Consider the following 20,781-nt stretch of genomic DNA (forward strand, 5'->3'; position numbering starts at 1 on the left):
CGTCGTTCGCCAGATATCGTTCGGCAATCGATTCGGTCTCGTATCAATTGGAGCGTTCATTCATGGGTGCGTCTTCGCAAACCATCTTTGCCCTATCGAGTGGCGCTGTCCCCTCTGGTGTTGCCGTCATCCGGTTGAGCGGCCCTGATGTCAGGGACATTCTGGCGCGGATGGTGCCGGCGGCGGTTCCTCCCCGCCATGCCTGCCTGAGAAAGATTCGTAGCCGTAACGGTGAGGTACTGGATATTGGTCTGGTCCTGTTCTTTCCCGGACCACAGTCATTTACTGGCGAAGATGTTCTGGAGTTTCATCTGCACGGAGGTCGCGCTGTCGTTGATGCCGTCTACAGAGAACTCAGTTCCCATGATAACCTTCGGCAAGCGGCAGCGGGTGAGTTTTCTCGTCGCGCTTTCGACAATGGAAAGCTGGATCTCCTTGAGATTGAGGGCCTTGCCGATCTGATTTCCGCTGAAACGGAGATGCAGCGCAGGCTTGCCGTTGAGCATAGCTCTGGCGGACTCTCCGCAATGTATAATTCCTGGGCGGATCGTTTGACGCGCGGGCGGGCACTGATCGAGGCGGAGCTGGATTTTCCCGATGAGGATGATGTTCCTGGCTCTGTTTCCGATCAGGTCTGGTCGGACATGTCGCTACTTGCCCGGGAGATCCAAGAGCATCTGAAGCTGGGAACGGCGGGCGAGATCATCAGAGATGGCTTTAAGGTGGTGATTGCCGGACGTCCGAACGCCGGTAAGTCAAGCCTGATGAATGCGCTTGCCCGGCGAGACATTGCCATCGTCACGGATATCGCCGGAACGACTCGTGACGTATTGACCGCGGATCTGGATATCGACGGCTTCCTGGTCAAACTCTACGATACAGCCGGCCTGCGAGAGACCGCGGAAATTGTGGAGCGCGAGGGAATTCGCCGGGCGTATCATGCAATAGGCGAAGCGGATCTATTACTGTATGTCGAGGACTCGTCCGTCGCATCGTCTGATGAAGTGGTACCTAACGGGGCAGTATTGATCGGTACAAAGGCAGATCTGCATCGCGCTAGTTTGAGGCGCTATGATTTGTGCGTCTCAACGGAAACCGCTGACGGCCTTGATCAGTTGAGGCGAATGATCGGCGAACTGCTGCGGGCTAAGATACCGCCGCATTCATTGGCGATCCCGACGCGGGCCCGTCACAACGATTCGCTAACGGAATGTATAGCTGCGATCGACAGATCGCTTTCTGACCGCAAACGCGATCTGGCTCTCAGGGCCGAGGACTTGAGATCGGCCGGAATGGCGCTTGGCCGCATCACCGGCCGCGTGGATGTGGAGAGCCTTTTGGATGTGATCTTCGGCGAATTCTGTATCGGCAAATGATTCACGTGAAACACCCTGGATGGGCGAAACACTAGGTTTCACGTGAAACATCTTGACTCCAGCCTTGCCTTACCGCATCACCAACCGATCTCAGGAGCACTCGAATGAATACCTTCGATGTCATCGTCATTGGTGGCGGGCATGCGGGCTGTGAAGCTGCCGCCGCGGCAGCGCGAACAGGCGCCAGCACCGCTTTGGTCACCCACAGAAAAGATACGATCGGTATCATGTCCTGCAATCCTGCAATCGGCGGTTTGGGGAAAGGTCATCTGGTGCGAGAAATCGATGCCCTGGATGGTCTGATGGGCCGCGTCGCGGATTCCGGAGGCATTCAGTTCCGAATGCTCAATCGCAAGAAGGGTCCCGCCGTCCGTGGTCCTCGGACGCAGGCGGACCGAAAACTCTATCGTGAAGCGATGCTCGCTGAGATCTCGTCAATTCCGAACTTGACAATTATTGAAGGCGATGCTTTCGACCTCTCTATCAAAGACGGGCGCGTTGCCGCCGTCGTTATGAAAGATAGCCGGATTCTCAGTACGGGTGCGGTGGTTTTGACGACAGGTACATTCCTGCGTGGTTTGATCCATATTGGCGACCAGAAAATCCCGGCCGGCCGCGTGGGCGAAGAGCCTTCGCTCGGCTTGTCGAAGACATTGCTGGGCTTAGGGCTGCGACTGGGGCGTCTGAAAACGGGCACTCCCGCGCGCTTGAATGGCAAGACGATCGATTGGGCGGGCGTTGGTCGGCAGAGTGCGGACGAAGATGCTGTCCCCTTCTCGTTCATGACGGACCGAATTTCCAATCCGCAGATCGATTGCGGTGTGACGCGGACAACAGAGGCCACGCATCGGATCATTGTCGAAAACCTCAAGCGATCGGCGATGTATTCCGGGCAGATCGAGGGTGTCGGGCCGCGCTATTGCCCATCGATCGAAGACAAGTTGGTGAAATTTGGGGAACGTGACGGTCATCAAGTTTTCCTGGAGCCGGAGGGATTGGATGACGATACTGTTTATCCCAATGGTATATCGACGTCGCTCCCGGCTGAGGTCCAGGAACAGTTCATCCGTACAATACCGGGTTTGGAGCACGTTGATATTCTGCAGCCTGGCTATGCAATCGAATACGACCATGTCGATCCGCGCGAACTCAAGCCGTCTCTTGAAGTGAAAAAGCTTCGGGGTCTCTTTCTGGCAGGACAGATCAACGGCACCACCGGTTATGAAGAGGCAGCCGCGCAGGGTCTGGTTGCGGGGTTGAATGCAGCTCGGCTTGCGTCCGGTGATGAGGCGGTTCGTTTCAGCCGAACCGATTCCTACATTGGCGTGATGATTGATGATTTGACATCTCGTGGGGTCGCCGAGCCTTATCGTATGTTTACGTCGAGGGCTGAGTACCGGCTTTCGCTACGCGCCGACAATGCGGACGTCAGGCTGACGCCGATGGCCATACGATTGGGCATTGCGTCAGCGGTGCGGCAGGACAGGTTCGAACGTTATTCGACGGCACTCGATGCCGGGCGGGCCCTGTTGTCTTCTCTCTCGGTCACCCCGAATGAAGCACGTCGCGTTGGTTTGAAGCTCAATCTCGACGGTCAGAGGCGGACCGCCTATGAGCTTTTGTCGTTCCCCGACTTTGAACTGTCTGATCTGAAGGCCGCTTGGCCGGAGTTGGATGCGATCGATTCGCGGGCTGGGGAAGCTTTGGAGATCGAGGCGAACTATGCGGTCTATATGCAGCGGCAGCAGGCGGATGTGGCGCATATCAAGCGTGATGAGACCCGGCTGATCCCGTCGGACTTTGACTTCGATCGGCTGGCTGGACTGTCCAACGAGTTGAAGCATAAGTTGGAGAAGGTGCGACCTTATGATGTAGCACAGGCTTCACGTATCGACGGAATGACCCCAGCTGCCATTTCTCTGCTGTTGGTTCATCTGCGGCGAGCGGACGCTGCTGCCTGATTTTTTGCACTTACACGATTAGAGAGTCCCCCTATGGATTTGAACGGCCGGCGTGTTTCACGTGAAACACAGGAGCGTCTTGAACACTTTGTGACTTTGTTCCAGAAATGGAGCAAGGCGATCAATCTGACGGCGCCGTCAACCGTCGGAGATGCCTGGCGGCGTCATGTAGCCGATAGCGCTCAGATATTTCAGCTGCAGCCGGTCGGCAAAAGCTGGGTGGATCTGGGTAGCGGCGGTGGGTTCCCCGGTGTGGTGACGGCCATTTTCCTCGCTGAGCTCGGCGAAGGATGGGTCCATCTGGTGGAGAGCAACAATAAGAAGGCAGCTTTTCTCCGCGCTGCGTTGAGAGAGACCGGCGGCCGAGGCTCCGTTCATCCGATCCGGATCGAAGATGCCGCGGCTGCGGTCCCGGTCTGCGACTTTGCGTCTGCCAGGGCTCTTGCCGAGTTGGATCTGTTGTTCGACTATGTCGAGCCATTTGCTCAGCGAAACGCGGAAATGCGGTCGTACTTCCATAAAGGCAGGGACTACCGATCCGAGATCGCGAAAGCACATGGCCGCTGGCAGTTTGATCTGGTAGAGCATAAAAGCGCTGTCGAGCAGGATTCAGTCGTGCTAGAAGTATTTAATCTCCAGCGTTTGGTTTAACAGATCGGGCATTGCGACAATGGTTGCTGAACGAAATCGGATTATTACCATCGCAAATCAGAAGGGTGGCGTCGGAAAGACAACGACGGCCATCAACCTGGCGACTGCGCTCGCAGCCATCGGTGAACGGGTCCTCATCGTTGATCTCGATCCGCAGGGCAATGCAAGCACCGGGCTCGGGATTGACCGGAAGAACCGTAAGCTTTCATCCTATGACCTGTTGATTGGTGATCACGGCATTCTGGATGTTGTGCAGCAGACCGCGGTCCCCAATCTGTCTATCGTACCATCGACCATGGATCTCCTGGGGATCGAGATGGAGATCGCGCAACAGAGCGATCGTGTCTTCAAGTTGAAGAAGGCATTGGCTGAGAAGGAGGCTTTTCAGTTCTCCTATATTCTGGTCGATTGCCCGCCTTCTTTCAATCTGTTGACGATGAATGCCATGGCGGCGGCGCATTCTGTGCTGGTTCCACTTCAGTGTGAGTTCTTTGCGCTTGAGGGGTTGAGTCAGTTGCTGGAGACCGTCGATCAGGTTCGCCGGAGTGTCAATCCGCAGCTGGATATCCAGGGTATCGTTCTGACGATGTTCGACTCCCGGAATAATTTGGCGCAGCAAGTGGTGAACGATGTTCGGACCCATCTGGGTGAGAAGGTGTATCACACTCTGATACCGAGGAATGTCCGTGTCTCGGAGGCGCCTTCCTACGGCAAGCCTGCAATTCTATATGATTTGAAGTGTGCGGGCAGTCAGGCCTATCTGCAACTTGCATCCGAAGTGATCCAGCGAGAGCGCCAGCGTCTGGCAGCTTGAGTGACGTTTTTACCCGCAGTGTGAGTGTCTTGCGATGAATGATGATGTCTCGAAGAGAAGGTTGGGACGCGGGCTGGCTGCGCTGATAGGCGAGATGGACCAGCCGGTGCCGGTGGACGCCAATCAGCGGTCGGTCAGTGCCGACCGGCTGATTCCGATCGAGTTCATTACCCGCAACCCTCGCAACCCTCGGCGGTTTTTCGATGATGGCGAGCTGCACGACCTTGCGAGCTCGATCAGACAGCATGGTATCGTTCAGCCGGTCGTGGTCAGGACGCTTGCTGACAGCAGATACGAAATCATAGCCGGCGAAAGACGTTGGCGCGCGGCTCAGCTGGCTGGGCTCGTCGAAATCCCGGTCATCGTTCGCGATGTCGACGACAAGACAGCTCTCGAGATTGCAATCGTCGAAAACGTTCAGCGGTCTGATCTGAATGCTTTGGAAGAGGCGCTCGGCTATGAGCAACTGATCGCAGATTATGGATATACGCAAAACGACCTCGGCGAGATCATCGGTAAGAGCCGCAGCCACGTTGCCAATTCTCTCCGGCTTTTGAAGCTGCCGGAACCTGTACGCGACCTGCTGGCAGCCGGTAGTCTTTCTGCCGGGCACGCGCGCGCGCTCGTTTCCACCTCCGATCCGACCGTGCTGGCCCGCACGATCGTGTCCAAGGGTATGTCGGTACGCGATGCGGAACGTCTGGCGCAGAACGACATAAAGGCGCAGTCCGAGCCAAAGACGGCTGGGCACCAGCGTGACCAAAAGGACTCCGATACGATCGCTTTGGAGCGGACGCTGTCTGATACCCTCGGACTTGACGTTATAATCAATCACAAGGCCAATGGCGGGCAGATCCGAATTTCCTATAAGTCATTGGATCAATTGGAAGAAATCTGCCGATTGCTCGAGCGTCGTTAGGCGAAGCTATTTTCTGCCGGATTGCAGCGTGGTTGAGAGCAATGTCTGCAGGGCGATCGTGTCTTCCAATGCAGCGCGTCGTCTGGTTTGCAAGATGGCCGCTTGCAGGCGGTTTGTTTCACGCGCAAGAGCCTCTGCTGACCATGCGCGCAATGCCTGCTCAATGATGGGCTTGCGCTTGAAGTGAAGGTGACGGCCGAGCGTTTGCATCACCTGCGATGCAGGAACGCGTTTTTCTTCCATCTCAGCCCGCATAGTGTCCATCAGCTGAAACTGTCGTAGGCAGGCCTGTATAACAAGAAAGATGGACGTTTTGGATGCCGTGATTTTCTGCATGGCATGAAGAAAATTGCCGGTGTTGCCACCCAGGATCGCATCGACGGCATCATCGACAGATACAGCGCTGGCATCGCCAATAATCTCGGTGACGTGATGCTCCTCGATCAGTTCGAGGTTCAGGCAATAGAGCGCAAGCTTCTTCAGCTCATTCCTTGAGGCAATCCTATCGCCACCAATAAGCTCCAGGAGCGCCTGACGGGCTCCCGTTGATATCCGTAGGCCGGCGCCCGCAAGTTCGGCGTCTATGAGGCTGTTCAAGGCGCGGGTATCGTCGGCGTAGCAGGGGATCGCCATGATGCTGCGGGCGGATTCGCCTGCCTTGCGCAGCAGGGACCCCTTCTTCAGGTCGCCTGCTTCAACAATGATGAAGGTCGCCTCCGGGGGCTTCTGGGCCAGGGACTGCAGCGCCTCAACGAGGTACTTCTCGTTGGCGGCGCCACGGATCCAGATCAGCTTATCGCCGCCGAATAGCCCTATCGCACCTGCCTCATCGAGTAGGCGTCCCTGATCCTTTTGCAGATCACCTATATCAAGTTTTATCAGCGAAAAAGGGTCCGTCAGATCGACCCCGGTCTTCGCCGCTATGAGACCGGCGCGCTCGGACACCAGCCCTCGATCCGGCCCATAAACGACAAATATCTGATAGTGGCGGGAGGATTTCTCAAGAAACCCTTCGAATTCATGCGACTTTATCTCCGCCACCTAACCGCTCCTCAGCGGCCGAGTGCCGCAGCGATATCGGCGGCAACAAATTCGGCCACTTGACGAGCAGCGCGATCCTCAGAGTCACGAATGGCGCGTTGCTTGGCAAATTCCTGGGCCGGGAAATCGATCAGGGCGGTTGCGGATTGATGGCCTGCCCGGATCACATGACCATCCTTGTTGGACTTCAGCGTGTAGTCAACGCTGACCGTTGTGCGACCTGCGCGCGATTCGTCGGACGAAGCCACCAAGAGTGTATCGATGACGCTCGATCGGGCGTTCAACTCGACCTTGTAGTCCGCCTTGTCAGGTTCGCCGGCACCACGCGATGCGAGGAAGATCAGGCGGTTACGGACCTCCTGCTCGACGCGTGATCCAGCTTCGGAAAATTCGACCGACGCCAGCTTTCCTGCGACGCCGGACGCTTCGGAATAGAGTGGGCGCACTTGGCAGGACGCCAGAAGGACCGTGGTTGCCAGCATTGCGGCAATCCCCGCGCAGCGAGCCAGCTTGGGAGCGATATTAAACGACAATGTTCACAATCCTTTGCGGAACCACGATAATCTTCTTCGGCGCCTGGCCATTGAGCACACGCTTGACATCATCCAAGGCAAGAGCGGCATCGCTGACCGTATTTTGATCTGCGTCGCGAGAAATTGTCAATTCGGCGCGCTTCTTGCCGTTGATCTGTACCGGCAATACGACGTCGTTTTCGATGACCAGGCTTTCGTCATACTGCGGCCAAGGTGCCTGGGCGAGGAGGCCCTGGTGTCCGAGTACTGCCCAGCACTCTTCGGCAAGATGCGGCGTCATTGGCGCGACAAGCTGCACTAGGATTTCGGCGGCATCGCGCACTGCAGCACTGTATTGCGGAGTCGCTTTTCCTGCTGCCACGGTTGTCAGTGGTCCTGCAATGGCGTTCACAAGCTCATAGATACGCGCCACGGCCTTGTTGAACCACAGCTTGTCGTAGTCGTTCTGGACGGCTTTCAGCGTCCTATGTGCAAGCTGAGAGATCGCCAGCGCGTCCCCATCCTTAGCCGGCATCGCAACAACACCGCTCATGGATTGTGCAGCTTCCGAGATCAGGCGCCAGAGACGCTGGGTGAAGCGGTGGGCGCCCTCGACGCCGGACTCGGACCAGATGACGTCACGTTCCGGCGGTGAGTCCGAGAGTACGAAGAAGCGGGCGGTGTCGGCGCCGTAGGAGGCGATGATGTCATCGGGATCGACGACGTTCTTCTTCGACTTCGACATCTTCTCGATCGAGCCGATGGAAATCTCTTCATCGCTGGAGAGCAGGAACGCCTGGCGCTTCCCGTCCAGTTCTTCGATCCTGATATCTGCAGGAGCAACCCACTCGCGGGTCATGCCGGAGCCACGGCTGTAGGTCTCATGAACGACCATGCCCTGGGTGAACAGGCCCTTGAAGGGCTCCTTCACATCGACGTGGCCCGTCGCGCGCATGGCGCGCGTGAAGAAGCGCGAATACAGCAAATGCAGGATCGCGTGTTCGATACCGCCGATATACTGGTCTACAGGCAGCCAGCGATTTGCAGCGGCGAAATCGGTCGGCTTGTTTTCCCACGGCGCGGTGAAGCGGGTGAAGTACCAGCTCGAATCGACGAAAGTGTCCATCGTGTCAGTCTCGCGACGGGCATCCTTGCCACAATTCGGACATGCCACATGGCGCCAGGTCGGGTGCCGATCAAGCGGATTTCCGGGCTGGTCGAAGGTCACATCTTCGGGCAGCTTGACCGGCAGATCCTTCTTAGGAACCGGCACGACACCGCAATCCTGGCAATGGATGACCGGGATCGGGCAACCCCAATAGCGCTGGCGGGAAATGCCCCAGTCGCGCAAGCGGAAATTGACCTTCCGCTCGCCCTGAGGCGCATTGCCCAGCGAGGCTGACGAAAGACGATCGGCAATGATGCCGAACGCTTCATCGGTCGTCTTGCCGTCAAGGAAGCGCGAATTGATCATCACGCCGTCGCCATCGTAAGCGACGTCACTGACAGTAAAGGTTGCGGCGTCGCCATCCCTCGGCATCACGATCGGAACAACAGGCAGATCGTACTTGCGCGCGAAATCGAGGTCGCGCTGATCGCCGGCAGGGCAACCGAAGATGGCGCCCGTGCCATAATCCATCAGCACGAAGTTTGCGATGTAGACCGGCAATTCCCACGAAGGGTCGAGCGGATGCTTGACGCGGATGCCGGTGTCGATGCCCTTCTTCTCGGCAGTCTCCAGAGCAGCCAGCGATGTGCCGGCGCGGCGAACCTCGTCGCAAAAGGCTTCGATAGCCGGATTCTTCGCCGCAGCATCCTTTGCGAGCGGATGGTCAGCGGAGATCGCCAGGAAGGACGCGCCAAACAGCGTATCCGGCCGGGTGGTGTAGACCGTTACTTCTGTTTCGCCGGCGGGCGCCGTCTCTGCGACGATTTCCCAGCGGATCGTCATGCCCTCGGAGCGGCCGATCCAGTTCTTCTGCATCAGACGGACCTTTTCAGGCCACTGATCGAGATCGTCCAGAGCGTCCAGCAGATCCTGGCTGAAGTCGGTGATCTTGAAGAACCACTGGGTCAGTTCGCGCTGCTCGACCAGCGCACCCGAGCGCCAGCCGCGACCGTCGATGACCTGTTCGTTGGCGAGAACGGTGTTATCGACCGGATCCCAGTTGACCTTCGACTGCTTGCGATAGACCAGACCCTTTTCCAGGAAATCGACAAACATGTGCTGCTGGTGCTGGTAGTATTCGACGTCGCAGGTCGCGAACTCGCGACTCCAGTCGAGCGACAGGCCCATGGCCTTCAGTTGTGCCTTCATCGAGGCGATGTTCTGGTAGGTCCAGGCAGCGGGGTGAACATTGCGCTCCATGGCGGCGTTTTCGGCCGGCATGCCGAAAGCGTCCCAGCCCATCGGATGCAGCACGTTATAGCCGCGGGCGCGCTTGTAGCGGGCGACGACATCGCCCATCGCATAGTTGCGGACGTGGCCCATATGGATGCGGCCGGACGGATAAGGGAACATCTCCAGCACGTAGTACTTCTCGCGCGGATCGGCATTGTCGGTCTCGAAGACCTTCTCTTCGTTCCACTTTTGCTGCCAGCGAGGCTCGGAATCGCGCGGGTTATAACGTTCGGTAGCCATGGTATTGGTATTTCCGGAAAATCAAGGGAAGTTGGGGGTGACCTTCACCATGAAACCACCGTAGCGTCAAGTTTTGCAGCCGCTGTTCGCGTCCGATCCCGCTCGGAGTGTGATAATTTCGAGCCTGCGGGCCTTGGCAATCATAGACCGGCCGTTTAGGTCATTTTCATCTTTCGAAAATTTGCCGAGGCGCAACGATGGAACTTCAAGAGCGACTGGACGATGTACGCGCGCGGATCGCGGTTGCAGAGCGTGACGTTGGTCGTGCTGCGGGTTCAACGCAGCTTGTTGCCGTGTCGAAGACATTCGATGCCGAGCAGATTCGGCCGGCCATTGCGGCTGGACAGCGCGTGTTCGGGGAAAACCGGGTTCAGGAAAGCCAGGGCAAGTGGCCGGAGCTGAAAGCGGAGACGTCGGGTATCGAGCTTCACCTGATCGGCCCGCTGCAGTCGAACAAGGCTGCGGAAGCCGTGGCGCTGTTCGATGTGATCGAAACGGTTGACCGCGAAAAGATCGCGCGCGCGCTGGCCGACGAGATGAAGCGGCAGGGCAAGTCCCCTCGCCTCTACGTCCAGGTCAATACCGGTCTCGAGCCGCAGAAGGCAGGCATTGCGCCTGACGATACGGTTGCCTTCGTTGCCTTGTGCCGTGGGGAGTTAGGCCTCGGCATCGATGGGTTGATGTGCATTCCGCCCGCCGATGAAAATCCGGGGCCGCATTTTGCCCTGTTGGCGAAGCTTGCGAAATCATGCGGCGTCGAGAAGCTATCGATGGGCATGTCCGGTGACTACGAACTCGCCGTTGCGTTTGGTGCGACGAGCGTTCGGGTCGGATCGGCCATTTTCGGCACACGCTGATACGCTGCTTTCGTCGGGCTTCCTCAGTGGCACTCCCTCCCCTAGATTAACGTGATGACTTGCGTGTCCTGGGGAGGAGCAGATGCGAGGAAGCTACCGGCAGGTCTATGCCGACTGGTGCGACGATCCATTGGCCTTCTGGCAGAAGGCGGCAGACGACATCGCCTGGTCCAAGCCGCCTGAACAGGTGTTCGCATCCGATCAGGGTCCATATGGACGCTGGTTTGTCGGTGGCGAAACAAACACCTGTTACAATTGCGTCGATAGGCATGTTCTCGCCGGCCGCGGCGGTGACACCGCCGTCATTTACGACAGCCCCGTCAGCGGCATCAAGCAGACATTTACCTATGACGCTGTCCTGATCGAAGTGCAGGCGATTGCCGCGACCCTGCAGCAATGTGGGATCAGCAAGGGCGATCGGGTCATTCTCTATCTGCCGATGGTGCCGGAGGCGGTCTTTTCGATGCTCGCCTGCGCGCGCATCGGCGCTGTGCATTCTGTGGTTTTTGGCGGCTTCGCGTCGCATGAACTGGCAGCGCGGATCGACGATTCGGGTGCGAAACTAATCATTACGGCAAGCTGTGGCCTGGAACCCGGCCGGGTGGTTGCCTACAAGCCGTTGGTCGATGAGGCGATTTCGATCGCCGCGATCAAACCTGCGCATTGCCTGGTGTTGCAGCGACCGCAGCTAGCGGCGGATATGGTGGATGATCGCGATCAGGATTTTGCGGAAACGGTAGCGCGCAATCGCGGCGTCGAGGTGGCCTGTGCTCCGGTTCTGGCGACTGATCCACTCTACATTCTGTATACCTCGGGAACGACGGGCCAGCCGAAGGGGGTGGTGCGGGATACAGGCGGCCATATGGTTGCCCTGCTTTGGTCGATGAAACATATCTTCGGCCTTAAACGCGACGAAGTCTTCTGGGCGGCATCGGATATCGGCTGGGTCGTCGGCCACTCCTATATCGTTTATGCGCCGCTTCTGGCTGGCGCGACGACGGTTCTGTTCGAGGGTAAGCCGGTCGGGACACCTGACGCGGGGACCTTCTGGCGGATCATCTCCGAGTACAAGGTGCGGGTGCTGTTTACGGCGCCGACGGCGTTCCGGGCGATTCGCCGGGAAGACAGCGAGGGTCGGTTTATCCAGGCTTTCGCGATGCCTGATTTTCGCGCGCTGTTTCTGGCCGGGGAGCGTGCCGATCCGGAGACGTTGAAATGGGCCGAGAGCATGCTTGGCGTGCCGGTGATCGATCACTGGTGGCAGACGGAAACCGGCTGGCCGATGGTTGCCAATCCATTGGGTCTGGAGGCTCTTCCAGTGAAGCACGGCTCACCCTCCGTGCCGATGCCGGGATACGATATCCGGGTGCTCGACGATGGCGGCGATCCGCTGCCGGCCGGCACACTTGGCAATGTCGTCGTCAAGCTTCCTCTTCCTCCCGGGTGCCTGCCGACATTGTGGAATGCGGATGAGCGTTTTCGCGCTGCCTATCTCGATGAGTTCAAGGGCTTCTACAAAACGGCTGATGCGGGGTATATCGATGATGACGGCTATCTCTTCATCATGTCGCGTACCGACGACATCATCAATTGCGCCGGCCACCGGCTATCGACCGGCGCGATGGAGGAGGTTTGCGCGGCGCATCCCGATGTCGCAGAATGTGCGGTCGTCGGCATTGCAGATCCCCTCAAGGGTCAGGTTCCCTGCGGCTTTCTGGTTCTGAAGAAAAGTGTTTCACGGGAAACATCGGTCATCGAAGCGGAGGTGGTGGCGCTGGTCCGCAACAGGATCGGCCCCGTCGCAGGCTTCAAGACGGCTATCGCCGTGGAGCGTCTGCCGAAAACACGGTCGGGCAAGATCCTGCGGGGGACGATCCAGAAGATCGCCGATGGTCTTCCCTGGACAATGCCGGCAACGATCGAGGATCCTGCTGTGCTTGATGAGATCACGGCGGCGCTGCGCCGGCGTGGTTGCGGCTCACTGCCAATGTGACGCCAATAAAAAACCCCGCCGAAGCGGGGTCCTGATCTGTGACTATCCGATATCTCAGTAGCGGTCGTCTTCGTCTTCCTCAGGCGTGGAAGACTTCAGCGACTTCAGCTTTGCAAACACGGCGTCGGCGTCAATTTCTTTTTCTTCTTCGCGCTCATAGCTCGGTGTCAGGCGCTCGGTTTCCTGCGCAGACTGCAGGGTGGCCCCAAGTTCGGCAGCGGTCGGCAGCGGACGACCCTTAGCGGCCTTTTCGACTTCCATGTCGAGGTCGATCTGGCTGCAGAGGCCAAGCGTGACCGGGTCCATCGGTGCGAGGTTGGCGGCATTCCAGTGGGTGCGCTCACGAATCTGTTCGATGGTCGACTTGGTGGTGCCGACCAGACGCGAAATCTGGGCGTCCTTCAGTTCCGGATGGTTGCGGACCAGCCAGAGGATGGCGTTCGGACGGTCCTGACGCTTGGAAACAGGGGTATAGCGCGGACCGCGGCGTTTTGATTCGGGAACGCGGACCTTCGGCTCGGAGAGCTTGAGCTTGTGTTCCGGGTTCTTCTCGGCGCGTTCGATTTCGTCACGCGACAACTGGCCGGTCGAGATCGGGTCGAGGCCCTTGATGCCTTGCGCAGCTTCGCCGTCGGCGATTGCCTTTACTTCCAGAGGGTGCAGTCTGCAAAACTGAGCGATCTGGTCGAAAGACAGAGCTGTGTTGTCGACGAGCCAGATGGCGGTCGCCTTCGGCATAAGCAGTTGTTGAGCCATAGGTATAGTCCTTCTGTCGTCCGCGCCGGTGTCGCGGTCCGTGGGTTGTCGCCACTATGTCCGGGAAATTATGCCGGTATATAACCGGAGTGACGCAGAATTGCAATTGATCGCGCGTGAAATGACCTTTGTCTAATTGCCGGGTCAATGTGAACTGTTATGAATGCTTGAAACCACCTGCAGCGCAGCTTTGTTGCCAGGTGTCCGCGTGAGGAGGAAATTTATGTCGGAGAAGATCTACCCGGTGCAAAAACCGGTTCAAAGCCATGCACTTATCGACAAGGCCAAGTACGAGAAATGGTACGAGGAAAGCGTCGAAAATCCCGATAAATTCTGGGGAAAGCACGGCAAGCGGATCGACTGGTTCAAGCCTTACACGAAGGTCAAGAACACCTCCTTTACCGGCAAGGTGAAGATAAAGTGGTACGAAGACGGCCAGACGAATGTCTCATACAACTGTATCGACAGGCACCTGAAAACCAACGGCAATCAGGTCGCCATCATCTTCGAGGGTGACAATCCCTACATCGACAAGAAGATTACCTATAACGAGCTCTACGAGCATGTCTGCCGCATGGCGAACGTGCTGAAGAAGCATGGCGTCAAGAAGGGCGACCGCGTTACCATCTACATGCCGATGATCCCTGAGGCAGCCTATGCGATGCTCGCCTGCGCTCGCATCGGCGCTGTGCATTCGATCGTGTTCGGTGGTTTCTCGCCGGAAGCGCTGGCGGGTCGGATCGTCGATTGCGAATCAACCTTCGTCATCACCTGCGACGAAGGCGTGCGCGGCGGCAAGCCGGTGCCGCTGAAGGAAAATACGGATACGGCGATCCACATTGCGGCGCGCCAGCACGTCATCGTCGAAAAGGTTCTGGTCGTTCGCCGCACCGGTGGCAAGACCGGCTGGGCACCTGGCCGCGATCTTTGGTACCATCAGGAAATGGCGACGGTAAAAGCGGAGTGCCCGCCGGCCAAGATGAAGGCCGAAGATCCGCTTTTCATTCTCTACACGTCGGGCTCGACCGGAAAGCCGAAGGGCGTGCTACACACGACCGGCGGTTATCTCGTCTATGCGGCGATGACCCATGAATATGTGTTCGATTATCATCCCGGCGATATCTACTGGTGCACGGCCGATGTCGGCTGGGTCACCGGCCATTCCTACATCGTCTACGGACCGCTGGCGAATTGCGCCACGACGCTGATGTTCGAAGGCGTGCCGAATTTTCCGGATCAGGGACGTTTCTGGGAGATTATCGACAAGCACAAGGTCAATATCTTCTACACGGCTCCAACAGCGATCCGCTCGCTGATGGGCGCCGGCGATCAGTTCGTGACGCGTTCGTCGCGCTCCAGCCTGCGGCTGCTCGGTACGGTCGGCGAGCCGATCAATCCGGAAGCATGGGAGTGGTATTACAATGTGGTCGGCGACAAGCGCTGCCCTGTCATCGATACCTGGTGGCAGACGGAAACCGGCGGGCACATGATCACTCCTTTGCCCGGAGCAACCGATCTGAAGCCCGGTTCTGCGACCAAGCCGTTCTTCGGCGTGAAGCCAGAACTGGTCGATAACGAGGGCAATGTGCTTGAGGGACCGGCGGACGGCAATCTTTGCATCAGCGACAGCTGGCCGGGCCAAATGCGCACCGTCTATGGCGATCATGAGCGCTTCATCCAGACCTATTTCTCCACCTATAAAGGCAAGTATTTCACCGGCGATGGCTGCCGTCGTGACGAGGACGGCTATTACTGGATCACCGGTCGCGTCGATGACGTGCTGAATGTGTCCGGCCATCGCCTCGGCACGGCCGAGGTGGAGTCGGCGCTGGTTTCGCATAGTCTGGTGTCGGAGGCGGCAGTGGTTGGTTATCCGCATCCGATCAAGGGGCAGGGCATCTATTGCTATGTCACGTTGATGGCCGGCAATGAGGGGTCCGACGAGCTGCGGCAGCAACTGATCAAGCACGTGCGCAACGAGATCGGCCCGATTGCCGCGCCCGACAAGATCCAGTTCTCGCCGGGGCTGCCGAAGACGCGGTCAGGCAAGATCATGCGGCGTATCCTGCGCAAGATTGCCGAGGATGATTTCGGGTCGCTGGGCGATACATCGACGCTCGCCGATCCTGCTGTCGTTGATGATCTGATTGCCAACCGACAGAACAAGGCGATTGCCTGATTCATCAAGCCGCTTCGGGCAACCGGGGCGGCTTCAATTCTCTTCTGGGCAAGGCGTCTTCGGCTTGCGCCCGCCGTCATAGGCGACCGCGATCCCCTCGCCCAACATGTATTGAGCCGGATTCCGCCCGTCCGACAAAGTGACGTTTGCGAGAATACGGCCGAAATACTTGTCGCCTGAAATTTTTGTCAGCTGCACTTGCGGCGAGTCTGCCATCAACTGTTCCAGCGCCTGACGGGCATCGATACCCGCCCGTCTGACGGCGGCACATCTGGAGTGCATCTCGGGTGTGTCGATGCCGCGTATGCGGACGTAGACTTCCATCGTCTGCTGCGGCCATGGGCGGGCTTCCACCAGCAATGTGTCGCCATCGATCACCCGCAGGATTTCCGCCGCCACCGGGCCATCGATCTCATCGCGCGCAAAGCTCGATGCCGGCGCTGCGATGAGAAACAAAACTATCATGACGGTGCGTGTGATCATGAGAGGAATAAATTCCGATAATCACCCGAAGTCAATAGGAATATTTACTTAGAAATCGATCGCTCTGCCGTTGATCTCCCAGTCACCGAAGCGGGCAGGGTCAGCGCCCCCTCTCCCGCCGATCTCGGCAGGCATATCGCCCGGTTGCGCGCCGCGGCGACGCTCTTCGGCTTCGGCAAGGGCCCGCTTGGCGGCAGGCGACAGTACCTTGCCCGGCGGCTCGGTGGTTTCGATGGCCGCAGTTTCGGTGTTGTCGTTATCCGCTTCTTGCATCACGCTCGTCTGCCTGAAAATATTGAAAATGACTGATCAATAACCAAATTATAGTGCGCTGGCGCCGCGATTGAAACCCTTCGATATGCGAACTGCGCACTTGCCGTAGATGGAGATACCGATGAACCTTGTTCGTACTGCCATGTTGCTTGCCTTCATGACCGCGCTGTTCATGGTCGTCGGCTTTATGATCGGCGGTCGTAGCGGCATGATGATCGCGTTCGTGGTCGCTGCCGGAATGAACTTCTTTTCCTACTGGAATTCCGACCGGATGGTGCTCTCTGCGTACCGCGCCCAGGAGGTCGATGAGCGCAATGCGCCGGAGTTTTTCGCGATCATTCGCGATCTCTCCCACAATGCTGGCCTGCCGATGCCGAAGGTCTATCTCTACGACAGCCCGCAGCCGAATGCCTTTGCGACAGGCCGCAATCCCGAAAATGCGGCTGTAGCTGCATCCACGGGCCTGCTCAGTGCATTGTCGCCGGAAGAGGTGGCCGGCGTGATGGCGCATGAACTAGCCCACGTTCAAAACCGCGATACGCTGACGATGACGATCACTGCGACACTTGCCGGTGCGATCTCGATGCTCGGCAATTTCGCGTTCTTCTTCGGCGGCAATCGCGAGAACAACAACAATCCGCTTGGCTTCGTCGGCGTGCTTTTGGCGATGATTGTGGCGCCGATGGCGGCGATGCTGGTGCAGATGGCGATCAGCCGGACGCGCGAATATTCCGCCGACCGGCGTGGAGCCGAGATCTGTGGCAACCCGCTTTGGCTCGCTTCCGCGCTCGGAAAGATCGCTCGCGGTGCATCGGCCATTCCGAACTACGATGCCGAGCGCAATCCAGCGACAGCCCATATGTTCATCATCAATCCTTTGACCGGTGCCGGTATGGACAATCTGTTTTCGACGCACCCGAATACGGATAACCGCATTGCCGCGCTGCATGAAATGGCAGGAAATATGACGAATGCCTCGACGCCGTCGGTTCGTGCTGCTAATCCGGTGCGCAAATCGCGCTCAGTTCCGGATGCCGGCCTTGGCCGCGGTGGCTCGCAACCGCCAAAGGGTCCCTGGTCTTGAGTTCAGACGGTAAAAACAAGCCATTTCGTTCGCAGAAGCCTTCCGCATCGGCGGCAGTGCCTGGTCCGGTAAAGCCCGGCCTGCAGGCACGTGCGGCAGCGTCGAAAATTCTGGCTGCCGTTATAGACCGGAAGCTGCCGCTCGATGGTGCGCTCGACCATGAGCATGGCAATCCCGCCTACAAGGCGTTGCAGGACGACGACCGCGGACTTGTGCGTGCTATTTTGAACACCACGCTCCGGCATCTGCCGCGCATCGAAGCGGCCATCGGCTCGTTGCTGGATTCACCTTTGCCGGAGGGCGCACGCTCTCTGCAGCATGTGCTTTCCATTGCCGCCGCCCAGATCCTCTATCTCGATGTTCCCGATCACGCGGCCGTCGATATCGCTGTGGAACAGGCGCACCTCGATCCGAGAAGCCGGCGGTTTGCCAAGGTCGTGAATGCCGTGCTGCGCCGCATGGGCCGGGAGAAACAGGAGATCCTGCAGCAGATCGAAGGGATACCGTCGATGCCCGGCTGGTTTCTCAAACGGCTTGAAAAGGCCTATGGCCGCGACGCGGCGCAGGCGATCTCGGATTCGCAGCTGCAGCCGGCGGCGATCGATCTCAGCGTCAAATCGGATGCGCAGGCCTGGGCCGAGAAGCTCAACGGTATCGTGCTGCCCACCGGCGGTATTCGTCTTGCCGCTTTTGACGGTGGTATCCCGTCCCTCCAAGGTTTCGAAGAGGGTGCCTGGTGGGTGCAGGATGCGGCCGCCAGCATTCCGGCGCAGCTGTTCGGCGATCTCTCGGGCAAGCGTGTTGCCGATCTGTGTGCAGCACCGGGCGGCAAGACCGCGCAGCTTATTCTGGCCGGTGGCGACGTCACCGCCGTCGAACAGTCGGAAAATCGCATCAAGCGGTTGCGCTCCAATCTCGATCGCCTCGGCTTGGCTGCGGATACGGTCGCCGAGGATCTGACGAAATACGCACCCGAAGAACTTTTTGACGCGATCCTGCTAGATGCGCCTTGCTCGTCCACCGGCACCACGCGTCGGCACCCCGATGTGCTCTGGACAAAGGGGCCGGAGGACATTGCCAAGCTTGCTGCTTTGCAGGAGCGCCTGCTGCGCTATGCGCTGCGATTGCTGAAGCCAGGCGGTGTGCTTGTGTTTTCGAACTGCTCGCTTGATCCGAGCGAGGGCGAAGAGGTGGTGGCGCAGGTGCTTTCCGATACGCGCGGCTTCGAGCGCGTGGCGATCGACCCGAGCCGTTGGCCGGGGCTGGAGCAGGCGATCAGCCCGCTTGGTGCGTTCCGAACCACGCCTGACATGCTGAAACTGCCTGATGGTTTCGCGCCGGGCCTCGACGGTTTCTATGCCGCCGTGCTGCGCCGTGTTGCCTGATCGAAAAGCAACTGGCATAGTTAAGCATCCATGCAGAATCAGCGACGGTCGGTGCCGTTTCCGGACTTGTCCGGGCAATCCTAACGATATGGGTCAATAGACAATAGCAATGCGATCCGGACGTTTTTCAGGTCTTTACCTCAGGGAGGCTTGGCGGCGGGTACGTTGCCGTGCAGCACTCGTGCGCCTGCGTCTGTTCCGCCATACGGTCTACGTTCCCGAGCGGCTGATTGTGGCGCCGACGGATCTCAGACCTGTCGATTCGCATGTTGCCGAGGAGATTATCAACGGCCGTTTTCCGCTTGTCGGCCGCATGCTGGAGACAGGTGGAAGATCTCCGTTTACGTTTAGTCTTCCGTCGCGCTCATTCGCCATCAGGCTTCACGGCTTTGGCTGGTTGCGCCATATGCGCTCCAAGAAGAACGACCTTCATTCGAATGTTGCGCGTGCCATCGTCAACAGCTGGCTGACCATTCATGGCGGGCGAATGGAAGGCATTGCCTGGGAGATCGATGTCACGGCGACCCGCGTCATTGCCTGGCTGTCGCATTCGCCCGTCGTTCTGCAGAATGCCGACCGCGGCTTTTATCGCCGGTTCGTGCGCTCGTTGGCGTTTCAGGTGCGATTCCTGCGGCGGATGGCAAAGTATGCCCCACCAGGCGAGGTTCGGTTTCGCGTGCGTCTTGCGCTTGCCATGGCTTCGATCTCGATGCCGGTGCGCGCCAGTGTGATCCGCAAATCCTCGGAAGCGCTCGACGCCGAGTTCGATAGCCAGATTCTGCCGGACGGCGGGCATGTCTCGCGCAATCCGCGGGTCGCGTTGGAGCTTCTGCTCGACCTGCTGCCGCTGCGACAGACCTACATCAATCTCGGCCACGATCTGCCGCAGAAGCTGATCTCGGGCATCGACCGCATGTATCCGGCGCTGCGCTTCTTCCGCCATCAGGACGGTGATCTCGCGCTATTCAATGGCGCGACATCGACGTCGGCCAATGAGCTGGTTTCGCTGCTGCGCTATGACGAGACCGCCGGTGAACCGTTCAAGGCGATGCCGCATTCGCGCTATCAGCGGCTGGCAGCCGGGCGCACCGTGGTGATCGCCGATACCGGCCTCCCGCCTGCTGGCGGCTTGTCGCGGACCGTTCATGCAGGTTGCCTGTCTTTCGAGATGTCGTCCGGTCGGCATCGTTTCATCGTCAATTCCGGATCGCCGAAGTTTGCCGGCAACCGGTATGTGCAGATTGCCCGGACGACCGCAGCGCATACGACGGTGACGCTGAACGACACATCCTCCAGCCGCTTTGCCGCTTCCGATTTCGTGTCCCATGTGATCACGGATCCGGTGAAGACGGTGCATGTCGATCGTGTTGCGGCCGATGACGGCCGGGATGTCGTCAAAGCGAGCCATGACGGCTATCTCAAGGCCTTCGGCGTGATGCACGAGCGCGAACTGACCCTGAATGCCACGGGCTCAATCATGACCGGCCTCGATCGTCTTGCCGTTGCCGAAGAACGCAGGGGCGAAGGCGACCTGCGGGCGGTGGCGCGCTTTCACGCGCATCCATCGATCAATCTGAAGCAGATGGACCGGGAGTCGGTTTTGATGACGGCACCCGATGGCGAAAGCTGGTTGTTCTCGTCGCCGGGAAATACCGTGCAGATTTCGGAGGATGTGTTCTTTGCCGATGCCTCCGGCATTTGCGCTTCAGACCAGATGGAAATCAGCTTTGCCTATCCGGAAAAGCCGGAAATTCGGTGGTTTTTGTCGCGCAGGAGCTAGTGGCTGTTTGCGCGCGGGCAAAGCTGTGCTAACGCGGCGCCATATTCCGTGCACCCCTTGCCGGGTGTCTCCCGAA

Annotated in this window: 17 protein-coding genes; 11 read left to right on the forward strand and 6 right to left on the reverse strand. The window is 58.6% G+C overall.

Features of this window, described 5'->3' with window-relative positions; all coding sequences use genetic code 11:
* Positions 1–62 precede the first annotated feature (62 nt).
* The 5 genes from mnmE to GVL52_RS12715 all read left to right on the forward strand — a co-directional run bounded on the left by mnmE (position 63) and on the right by GVL52_RS12715 (position 5,721).
* A complete protein-coding gene (mnmE, locus tag GVL52_RS12695) occupies positions 63–1,376 on the forward strand; it encodes a tRNA uridine-5-carboxymethylaminomethyl(34) synthesis GTPase MnmE (protein ID WP_160007548.1) in 1,314 nt (437 codons plus the stop codon).
* A gap of 104 nt (positions 1,377–1,480) precedes the next feature.
* On the forward strand, positions 1,481–3,337 hold the full coding sequence (gene mnmG, locus GVL52_RS12700; protein ID WP_160007550.1) for a tRNA uridine-5-carboxymethylaminomethyl(34) synthesis enzyme MnmG: 1,857 nt from the start codon (positions 1,481–1,483) through the stop codon (positions 3,335–3,337).
* A 33-nt stretch (positions 3,338–3,370) separates the two neighbouring features.
* Positions 3,371–3,988, forward strand: a complete 618-nt coding sequence (gene rsmG, locus GVL52_RS12705; protein WP_160007552.1) for a 16S rRNA (guanine(527)-N(7))-methyltransferase RsmG — start codon at positions 3,371–3,373, stop codon at positions 3,986–3,988.
* A 19-nt stretch (positions 3,989–4,007) separates the two neighbouring features.
* A complete protein-coding gene (locus tag GVL52_RS12710; protein ID WP_160007554.1) occupies positions 4,008–4,802 on the forward strand; it encodes a ParA family protein in 795 nt (264 codons plus the stop codon).
* A 34-nt stretch (positions 4,803–4,836) separates the two neighbouring features.
* Positions 4,837–5,721, forward strand: coding sequence for a ParB/RepB/Spo0J family partition protein (locus GVL52_RS12715; protein WP_160007556.1), 885 nt, complete (start codon positions 4,837–4,839; stop codon positions 5,719–5,721).
* Positions 5,722–5,727: 6 nt separating this feature from the next.
* Here the strand turns inward: GVL52_RS12715 and holA are convergent, their stop codons facing one another.
* Genes holA through leuS form a run of 3 tightly spaced genes read right to left on the reverse strand, consistent with a single transcriptional unit; the run spans position 5,728 to position 9,915 of the window.
* On the reverse strand, positions 5,728–6,762 hold the full coding sequence (gene holA, locus GVL52_RS12720) for a DNA polymerase III subunit delta (protein WP_160007558.1): 1,035 nt from the start codon (positions 6,760–6,762) through the stop codon (positions 5,728–5,730).
* An 11-nt stretch (positions 6,763–6,773) separates the two neighbouring features.
* Positions 6,774–7,295 carry an LPS assembly lipoprotein LptE gene (gene lptE, locus GVL52_RS12725; protein ID WP_160007560.1) on the reverse strand — a complete coding sequence of 174 codons (522 nt, stop codon included), beginning with the start codon at positions 7,293–7,295 and terminating at the stop codon, positions 6,774–6,776.
* The gene (gene leuS / locus GVL52_RS12730) at positions 7,285–9,915 is read right to left on the reverse strand and encodes a leucine--tRNA ligase (protein WP_160007562.1); all 2,631 of its coding nucleotides are present in this window, start codon (positions 9,913–9,915) and stop codon (positions 7,285–7,287) included. Before leuS ends, lptE begins: the two co-directional genes overlap by 11 nt.
* Positions 9,916–10,112: 197 nt before the next feature.
* Between leuS and GVL52_RS12735 the strand changes: the two genes are divergently transcribed.
* Both GVL52_RS12735 and GVL52_RS12740 read left to right on the forward strand, forming a co-directional pair.
* The gene (locus tag GVL52_RS12735; RefSeq protein ID WP_160007564.1) at positions 10,113–10,772 is read left to right on the forward strand and encodes a YggS family pyridoxal phosphate-dependent enzyme; all 660 of its coding nucleotides are present in this window, start codon (positions 10,113–10,115) and stop codon (positions 10,770–10,772) included.
* A gap of 82 nt (positions 10,773–10,854) precedes the next feature.
* Positions 10,855–12,765 carry a propionyl-CoA synthetase gene (locus GVL52_RS12740; RefSeq protein WP_160007566.1) on the forward strand — a complete coding sequence of 637 codons (1,911 nt, stop codon included), beginning with the start codon at positions 10,855–10,857 and terminating at the stop codon, positions 12,763–12,765.
* Between the two features lie 54 nt (positions 12,766–12,819).
* On the opposite strand, the gene GVL52_RS12745 is transcribed toward GVL52_RS12740, so the two are convergent.
* On the reverse strand, positions 12,820–13,521 hold the full coding sequence (locus GVL52_RS12745) for a DUF1013 domain-containing protein (protein WP_160007568.1): 702 nt from the start codon (positions 13,519–13,521) through the stop codon (positions 12,820–12,822).
* A 223-nt stretch (positions 13,522–13,744) separates the two neighbouring features.
* Here GVL52_RS12745 and acs point away from each other — a divergent pair, with 223 nt between their 5' ends.
* A complete protein-coding gene (gene acs / locus GVL52_RS12750; RefSeq protein WP_160007570.1) occupies positions 13,745–15,700 on the forward strand; it encodes an acetate--CoA ligase in 1,956 nt (651 codons plus the stop codon).
* A 33-nt stretch (positions 15,701–15,733) separates the two neighbouring features.
* Here the strand turns inward: acs and GVL52_RS12755 are convergent, their stop codons facing one another.
* Together GVL52_RS12755 and GVL52_RS12760 are read right to left on the reverse strand one after the other, a co-directional pair.
* Positions 15,734–16,183, reverse strand: a complete 450-nt coding sequence (locus GVL52_RS12755; RefSeq protein WP_160007572.1) for a thermonuclease family protein — start codon at positions 16,181–16,183, stop codon at positions 15,734–15,736.
* A 48-nt stretch (positions 16,184–16,231) separates the two neighbouring features.
* Entirely contained in the window at positions 16,232–16,456 is a 225-nt protein-coding gene (locus GVL52_RS12760) for a DUF1674 domain-containing protein (protein WP_160007574.1), read from the reverse strand.
* A 121-nt stretch (positions 16,457–16,577) separates the two neighbouring features.
* Here GVL52_RS12760 and htpX point away from each other — a divergent pair, with 121 nt between their 5' ends.
* From htpX to GVL52_RS12775, 3 genes are all read left to right on the forward strand, one after another.
* Positions 16,578–17,540, forward strand: coding sequence for a zinc metalloprotease HtpX (gene htpX, locus GVL52_RS12765; protein WP_160007576.1), 963 nt, complete (start codon positions 16,578–16,580; stop codon positions 17,538–17,540).
* The gene (locus GVL52_RS12770) at positions 17,531–18,925 is read left to right on the forward strand and encodes an RsmB/NOP family class I SAM-dependent RNA methyltransferase (RefSeq protein ID WP_200847816.1); all 1,395 of its coding nucleotides are present in this window, start codon (positions 17,531–17,533) and stop codon (positions 18,923–18,925) included. The genes htpX and GVL52_RS12770 overlap by 10 nt, the downstream gene beginning before the upstream one ends.
* 109 nt (positions 18,926–19,034) lie before the next feature.
* The gene (locus GVL52_RS12775) at positions 19,035–20,705 is read left to right on the forward strand and encodes a heparinase II/III family protein (RefSeq protein ID WP_160007580.1); all 1,671 of its coding nucleotides are present in this window, start codon (positions 19,035–19,037) and stop codon (positions 20,703–20,705) included.
* Positions 20,706–20,781: the final 76 nt, after the last annotated feature.

The organism is Rhizobium sp. 18055, assembly GCF_902706285.1.
Lineage (GTDB): Bacteria > Pseudomonadota > Alphaproteobacteria > Rhizobiales > Rhizobiaceae > Rhizobium.